This is a genomic window from Rhizobacter sp. P3_C12 (genome assembly GCF_056402735.1).
The window spans coordinates 1-6774 of sequence record NZ_JBFUGW010000305.1; the positions used below are offsets into that span (position 1 = coordinate 1).

Here is a 6774-nt window from a genome sequence, read left to right on the forward strand (position 1 = left end):
CTATGTGAACGACCTGGCCGCCTTCGTCGACGGTCCGGTGCGCGCGGCGCGTGCCGGCCGGCCGCTGCCGCTGTTCCTGCTGGCCCATTCGATGGGCGGTGCGGCGGCGGCGCTGTTCCTCGAGGCCTCGCCGTCGGCGCGCATCGCGGCGCTGGCACTCGTGACGCCGATGATGGCGCCGTGGGCCACCGGCGCCAGCAACGCCGGCGTCACCGCCCAACTGGCCGACTACCTGTGCGATGGCGGCACGATGCAGCTGTCGGGCATCGCCTGGCTGATGCCGAAGAGCTATGCCGAGGGCACGCCCTTCGACCCCGCCTACGAGTTGATCCGGCAACGCGCCCCCGATGCACCGAACGCGCTGACCCACAGCGCGGCGCGCTTCAAGCGCCATTGGGACATGCGCGCGCTGGCCCGCTGCGACGGCCCGGACTGCGGCTCGCCGCATGCGAAGGTGGGCGGCGTGTCGTACCGCTGGTTCCAGCAGTCCTGCGCCGCCGCCGAGCGGGTGCGCGGCGAGGCGGCCGGGCGCATCCGCCAGCCGGTGCTGCTGCTGCAGGGCGAGCAGGACGTGGTGGTGAAGCCCTCGGCGCAGAAGACCTTCTGCGACAACCTCAATGCGGCGCACGGCGCCGGCTACTGCATCGGCCGCACGGTGATGCAAGGCAAGCACTCGCTGCTGATCGAGGCCGACGCAGTCCGCATCCCGGTGCTGCACCGCGTGCTCGGCTTCTTCGACTGCGTGGCGAGCGGCGCGGCGCGCTGCGAGTGAGCCGCGGCCTGGCGACCTAGAATCGCCGCGTCCGCCCTCACCGGCGGACAGCGTTCTCAGGGCGGGGCGAAATTCCCCACCGGCGGTATCCGTGAGCGATCACGGGAGCCCGCGAGCGCCCGTTCATGCCACTGTGAAAGCAGTGGCCTGGCCGGGGTCAGCAGACCTGGTGCGATGCCAGGGCCGACGGTCACAGTCCGGATGAAAGAGAAACGCGAATGTCACGGGCGCGGCGGCTTCGGCTGCAGCGCCCGCGTTGTCGCGCGCCCTGATTCTGGCCATCCAACTCGAGGAACCCATGAATCAGATCCACACCCGTCCCTCCCTCATCAACGCACCGCGCATCGCGGTCGTCTGCGCCTCGTGGCACCGCGAGATCGTCGAACGGGCCCGCCGCGGGTTGCTCGACGAGTTCGAGCGACGACGGATCCCGACCGACGGCATCGATGCGTTCGACGTGCCCGGCGCGTTCGAGATCCCGCTGCATGCGCAGAAGCTCGCGCGCAGCGGCCGGTATGACGCGATCGTCGGCTGTGCGCTCGTCGTCGATGGCGGCATCTACCGGCATGAGTTCGTCAGCGCCGCGGTGATCGACGGCCTGATGCGGGTGCAGCTGGACACCGGCGTGCCGGTGTTCTCCGCCGTGCTGACACCGCGGCACTTCCACGAGCATGCGGAGCACCGGCAGTTCTTCAGCGAGCACTTCGTCAAGAAGGGCGCCGAAGTGGCCGGCGCCTGCCTCGCGACGCTGGAAGCACTGAAGGCGCTGCCGGCCTGATGCGCCTCAGTGGTACTTGACGTAGTACCACACGCCGAGCACGAGGATCACCAGCACCGAGATGCCGATCGGAGACTCGGTGTAGCGCCGGTCCTCGAGCCGGAACAGCAAGGTGATGACCTCGCCGAGCAGGGTGCCGACGACCGGGCCGAACAGGAACCCGACCAGGCCGAAGCCGAGCGCCGTGCCGCCGATCCAGCGCACGAACACCGGCCGCAGGTCGGGCACGTCGATCGCCGCGTGGTACACGCCCAGCCACCAGGCCACGGCCGCACCGATCACCGCACCGACAACCACGCCGACGAAGCCCGACGCGAGGCGATCGCCGACATCCAGTTGAGCCATCGCCGCCCCGGCGCCTCAGTGCTTGCGCCGGTCGAGGCTCGAATGGCCCTCGATCGCCGGGGACGGGCGCAGACGCTGCGGCGACAGCTCTTCGCGCGCGCGCTGCTCGAACGACATCAACCGGCCGAACTCGAACAGCACCAGGCCGATCAGGCCGATGCCGCCGGCCATCGCCAGCACCTGCACGGCCGGCACCGCATCGACGCCATGCAGCCACGGGCGCACCAGCAGGCTCGCGACGCCGATCACCGCGCCGGCATGCAGGCCCACCGAACCGGCGCGTTGCAGCGCCTCGGGCAGGCCGGTGGCCGGCCAGGCGTCCAGCGTGCCGGGCACGCGCGCGACGAGGCCGATGCGGTACAGGCCGGCGACCAGCAACACCAGCGCGATCAGCCCGGAGAGCAGCGCCGCGGCCGCTTCCGCCGCATCCCCGAAGGCCGGCAGGCCGCCGAGGCGCGCCAGCGCGATCGGCAGCAAGAGCCCGAACAGGTTCAGGCAGTAACAGAGCTTGAGCAGGAATGTGGCCCGTTTCATGTGGTCTGGATCTTCTGAAGTGAAACGCCTCCCCGGCGCATGAACGGCGAAGTCTAGCGAGCGGGCGCGATGCGGTCGCGCGCGGTGCGCCCCCCCTGTTGGGGGGGTGTGTCGGTTCGCTGCGACGAGAATGGCGGCTTTTGGCCCGACGACGGAGGATTTCCCGATGCCCCACCGCCACCTCGACACCCGCAAGCGCTGGCTGGCGCTCGCCGTACTGTGCCTGGGCGTGCTGATGATCGTGCTGGACACGACCATCGTGAACGTCGCGCTGCCGTCGATCCGCAGCGACCTCGGCTTCTCGGAGACCTCGCTGGTGTGGGTGGTCAACGCCTACATGCTGACCTTCGGCGGCTTCCTGCTGCTGGGCGGCCGRCTCGGCGACCTGTACGGCCAGCGCCGGCTGTTCCTGCTCGGCATCGCCGGCTTCACGCTCGCGTCRCTGGCCTGCGGTCTCGCGCAATCGCAGGGGGTGCTGATCGTCGCGCGCGCGGTGCAGGGGCTGGCCGGCGCGGTGGTGTCGGCGATCTCGCTGTCGCTGATCATGAATCTTTTCACCGAGCCGGCCGAGCGCGCGAAGGCGATGGGCGTCTACGGCTTCGTCTGCGCCGGCGGCGGCAGCATCGGCGTGCTGCTCGGCGGGTTGCTGACTGGCGCGCTGAGCTGGCACTGGATCTTCCTCGTCAACCTGCCGATCGGCATCGCGGTGGCGGCCCTGTGCGGGGTGCTGCTGCCGGCCACGCCGCCGGCGGCGCATGGCGCGAAGCTCGATGTGGCCGGCGCGGCGACGATCACCATCGCGCTGATGCTGGCGGTGTACGCCATCGTCAACGGCAACGAGGCGGGTTGGCTGTCGGCGCAGACGCTCGGCCTGCTGGGCGCCGCCGTCGTGCTGCTGGGCGCGTTCTTCGCGATCGAGTCGCGCGTGGCCGAGCCGCTGGTGCCGCTGTCGCTGTTCCGCCTGCGCAATCTGTCGACCGCCAACATCGTCGGCGTGCTGTGGGCGGCCGGCATGTTCGCGTGGTTCTTCATCTCGGCGCTGTACCTGCAGCTGGTGCTCGGCTACACGCCGATGCAGGTCGGGCTCGCGTTCCTGCCGTCCAACCTGATCATGGCGGCGTTCTCGCTCGGGCTGTCGGCCAAGCTGGTGATGCGCTTCGGGCTGAAGAAGCCGCTGGCCGGCGGGCTGCTGGTGGCCGCGCTGGGGCTGGCGCTGTTCGCACGCGCACCGGTCGACGGCAGCTTCTGGATCGACGTGCTGCCGAGCATGCTGCTGCTGGGCGTCGGTGCCGGCGTCGCGTTCAACCCGCTGCTGCTGGCGGYGATGAGCGAGGTGCAGCAGCAGGATTCGGGGCTGGCCTCGGGCATCGTCAACACCTCGTTCATGATGGGCGGCGCGCTCGGGCTGGCGGTGCTGGCCAGCCTGGCTGCGGCGCACACCGGTGGGCTGGTGTCAGCCGGCGTGGACCCGAAGGCCGCATTGACCGCCGGCTACCACCTCGCGTTCCTGATCGGTGCCCTGTTCGCGGCAGCCGGCGGGTTGCTTGGGGCAGCGCGGTTCACGAAGGTTGCCGCGCCGGCCGACCCTCAAGCGGCGCATGCCGCCTGAATCAGCTGGTGCATTCGAGCTGCAGCGACTGGATGTGGCCGCCGACGCCGAGCTTGGTGATCAAGCCACCTTCGCGGCTGTTGGGGCCGAAGGCGATGGAGCGATCCTTGAACATGGCGTGCTCGTAGACGCGCAGCGTGGCCTTCGGGCCGGTCACCAGGCTGTCGATCTCCTTCTTGAGCTGCCGGCCGTTCATCTTGTCGGCGCTCTCGAGCGAGACCGGGCCGACCAGCGTCGCCACCTCGCCCTTGAAATTGCGTTCGCCGTAGAACTGGGCCCAGCAGCCGGATTCCAGCGCGGGCGTCGAGATCTCGACCGGCACCTGCACGATGACCGGCTGCGGGCGCGTGTCGCCGGTGGCGGTCTGCAGGTTGCTCGGCGTGGAACTGCAGCCGGCGGCGACGAAGGCAGTGAGGACGGCGAGCGGGATGAGCGTGGTGATGCGGTTCATGCGATTCCTCGTGAAGATGCGACGGCCCCGCCCTGGGGCCGTCTCTTCAGCGATGATCGATGCGGCTTCGCGGCGCGTCGATCGGAGGCAGCCGCTACCGGCTGTAGGCGGCCATCACCTCCATCACCTCGTCACTTGGCCGCGTCGTCCTTCAGCTGCGGCAGCGCAGATCCACCCGCCGACGTCAGCAACCCCGCCTGCGCATACACCATCAGCTTCTCGCGCGTGTCGGCGATGTCGAGGTTGCGCATCGTCAGCTGGCCGATGCGGTCCAGCGGCGAGAACGGCGCATTCTCGACCTTCTCCATCGACAGCCGCTCCGGCGCGTAGGTCAGGTTCGGGCTCTCGGTGTTGAGGATCGAGTAGTCGTTGCCGCGGCGCAGCTCCACCGTCACCTCGCCGGTGACGGCGCGCGCCACCCAGCGCTGCGCGGTCTCGCGCAGCATGATGGCCTGCGGGTCGAACCAGCGGCCCTGGTACAGCAGCCGGCCGAGCTTCAGGCCGTTCATGCGGTACTGCTCGATGGTGTCCTCGTTGTGGATGCCGGTCACGAGGCGCTCGTAGGCGATGTGCAGCAGCGCGAGGCCCGGCGCCTCGTAGATGCCGCGGCTCTTGGCCTCGATGATGCGGTTCTCGATCTGGTCGCTCATGCCCAGGCCGTGGCGGCCGCCGATGCGGTTGGCCTCGAGGAACAGCGCCACCGGGTCGGTGAAGCCCTGCCCGTTCAACGCGACCGGGCGGCCCTCTTCGAAGCGCACCGTGACCTCCTCGGCCTTCACCGCCACGTCGTCGCGCCAGAAGGCCACGCCCATGATCGGGTTGACGATGCGGATGCCGCTGTTCAGGTGCTCCAGGTCCTTCGCCTCGTGCGTGGCGCCGAGCATGTTGGAGTCGGTGGAGTAGGCCTTCTCGGCCGACATCTTGTAGCCGAAGCCGGCCTTCGTCATGAAGGCCGACATCTCGGCGCGGCCGCCCAGCTCGTCGATGAACAGCTGGTCGAGCCAGGGCTTGTAGATCTTCAGGTTCGGGTTGGTCAGCAGGCCGTAGCGGTAGAAGCGCTCGATGTCGTTGCCCTTGAAGGTGMTGCCGTCGCCCCAGATGTTGACGTCGTCCTCCTTCATCGCGGCGACCAGCATCGTGCCGGTGACCGCGCGGCCGAGCGGCGTGGTGTTGAAGTAGGTGATGCCGGCGGTGGAGATGTGGAAGGCGCCGGCCTGCAGCGCGGCGATGCCTTCATTGGCCAGCTGCAGCCGGCAATCGACCAGGCGGGCCTTCTCGGCGCCGTACTGCATCGCCTTGCGCGGGATCTCGTCGTAGTCGGGCTCGTCGGGCTGGCCGAGGTTGGCAGTGTAGGCATAGGGCAAGGCGCCCTTGAGCTTCATCCAGTGCAGCGCGGCGCTGGTGTCCAGGCCGCCGGAGAAGGCGATGCCGACTTTCTGCCCGAGGGGCAGGTTCTGGAGGATGGTGGCCATCTGGGGTCTTCGAGAGAGGGGAAAGGGTCCGACGAGCGGGGCGGGCCGCTATTTTCGGTCTTTTTTCATCCAGTCCCGCCGAGGCTCGTTTGGCACGAAGCCTCCATCGTTTCTGCACACTGATTTTGTATTTGCGCGGGCGCGCGCAGATACGGGCTTTGTCGGTGCATGTCATCGATGCAGACCATGCTTGTCGTCGCTCCAGCTCGGCGCTTCAATGCGCGCAGTGCGCTTGCCAGGCAGTCCCCTCGAGAGGGTGTGGCAGCGCGAATGCTCAACCACCTACTGAAATCCGACGATGAACACGACGACCCACGCAGGGGTCTTTGCTGTTGCGACCTGCCTGCTTCTGCCTGCTGTCCCATGCCACGCCGATATCCCGCCTCCGCCGGTGTCGCCAACGCCAGTCCGCGCCTATGAATACGACGCCGAAGGAAACGTCACCAAGATCACCCGCGATCCGGGCGGCCTGAACATCCAGACGCGTGTGGGCTACGACCCGCACTACCGTGTGAAGGATCTGACCGACCCGAAGAACGGCAAGACCGTGATCGAGTAYGACGGMGGWGGMCGSCCGACSAAGGTGACCGACCCGCGCAACCTGGTCACGCAGTACCCGCGCAACGGTTTTGGCGATGCGACGCAGCTGATCAGCCCGGACACCGGTATCACCAACATCACCTACGACGCGGCGCGGCGTCTGAAGACCCGCACCGACAGCCGTGGCGTCACCGAGACCTACACCTATGACCTGGAAGGCCGGCTGACCAGCGTCGTCTACAGCCAGAGCGGTCAGCCGAGCCAGACCATCAC

At 68.7% G+C, this 6774-nt stretch carries 7 protein-coding genes, 1 pseudogene and 1 riboswitch; of the genes and pseudogenes, 4 read left to right on the plus strand and 4 right to left on the minus strand.

The features are described from left to right. Positions 1-772 (plus strand): serine aminopeptidase domain-containing protein (locus tag AC1DXV_RS29275; RefSeq protein WP_477936935.1); only part of this gene is annotated, 772 nt, incomplete at its 5' end. A 48-nt stretch (positions 773-820) separates the two neighbouring features. Further along, positions 821-990: riboswitch (FMN riboswitch) on the plus strand. Positions 991-1070: 80 nt separating this feature from the next. Beyond that, complete coding sequence (locus AC1DXV_RS29280) at positions 1071-1550, plus strand: 6,7-dimethyl-8-ribityllumazine synthase (protein WP_477868363.1); 480 nt, start codon at positions 1071-1073, stop codon at positions 1548-1550. A gap of 6 nt (positions 1551-1556) precedes the next feature. On the opposite strand, the gene AC1DXV_RS29285 is transcribed toward AC1DXV_RS29280, so the two are convergent. Together AC1DXV_RS29285 and AC1DXV_RS29290 are read right to left on the minus strand one after the other, a co-directional pair. After that, positions 1557-1895: a hypothetical protein gene (locus AC1DXV_RS29285; protein WP_477868361.1), complete on the minus strand. Its 339-nt coding sequence runs from the start codon at positions 1893-1895 to the stop codon at positions 1557-1559. A gap of 15 nt (positions 1896-1910) precedes the next feature. Beyond that, complete coding sequence (locus tag AC1DXV_RS29290; RefSeq protein ID WP_477868359.1) at positions 1911-2429, minus strand: hypothetical protein; 519 nt, start codon at positions 2427-2429, stop codon at positions 1911-1913. Positions 2430-2595: 166 nt separating this feature from the next. Between AC1DXV_RS29290 and AC1DXV_RS29295 the strand changes: the two genes are divergently transcribed. Next, complete coding sequence (locus AC1DXV_RS29295) at positions 2596-4038, plus strand: DHA2 family efflux MFS transporter permease subunit (RefSeq protein WP_477936937.1); 1443 nt, start codon at positions 2596-2598, stop codon at positions 4036-4038. A 1-nt stretch (position 4039) separates the two neighbouring features. Here AC1DXV_RS29295 and AC1DXV_RS29300 read toward each other — a convergent pair whose 3' ends face one another. Beyond that, entirely contained in the window at positions 4040-4489 is a 450-nt protein-coding gene (locus AC1DXV_RS29300) for a hypothetical protein (protein ID WP_477868355.1), read from the minus strand. A 131-nt stretch (positions 4490-4620) separates the two neighbouring features. After that, positions 4621-5961: an argininosuccinate synthase gene (argG, locus tag AC1DXV_RS29305; RefSeq protein ID WP_477936939.1), complete on the minus strand. Its 1341-nt coding sequence runs from the start codon at positions 5959-5961 to the stop codon at positions 4621-4623. A 298-nt stretch (positions 5962-6259) separates the two neighbouring features. Here argG and AC1DXV_RS29310 point away from each other — a divergent pair. After that, positions 6260-6774 (plus strand): annotated as a pseudogene (locus AC1DXV_RS29310) (hypothetical protein); the annotation flags it as partial.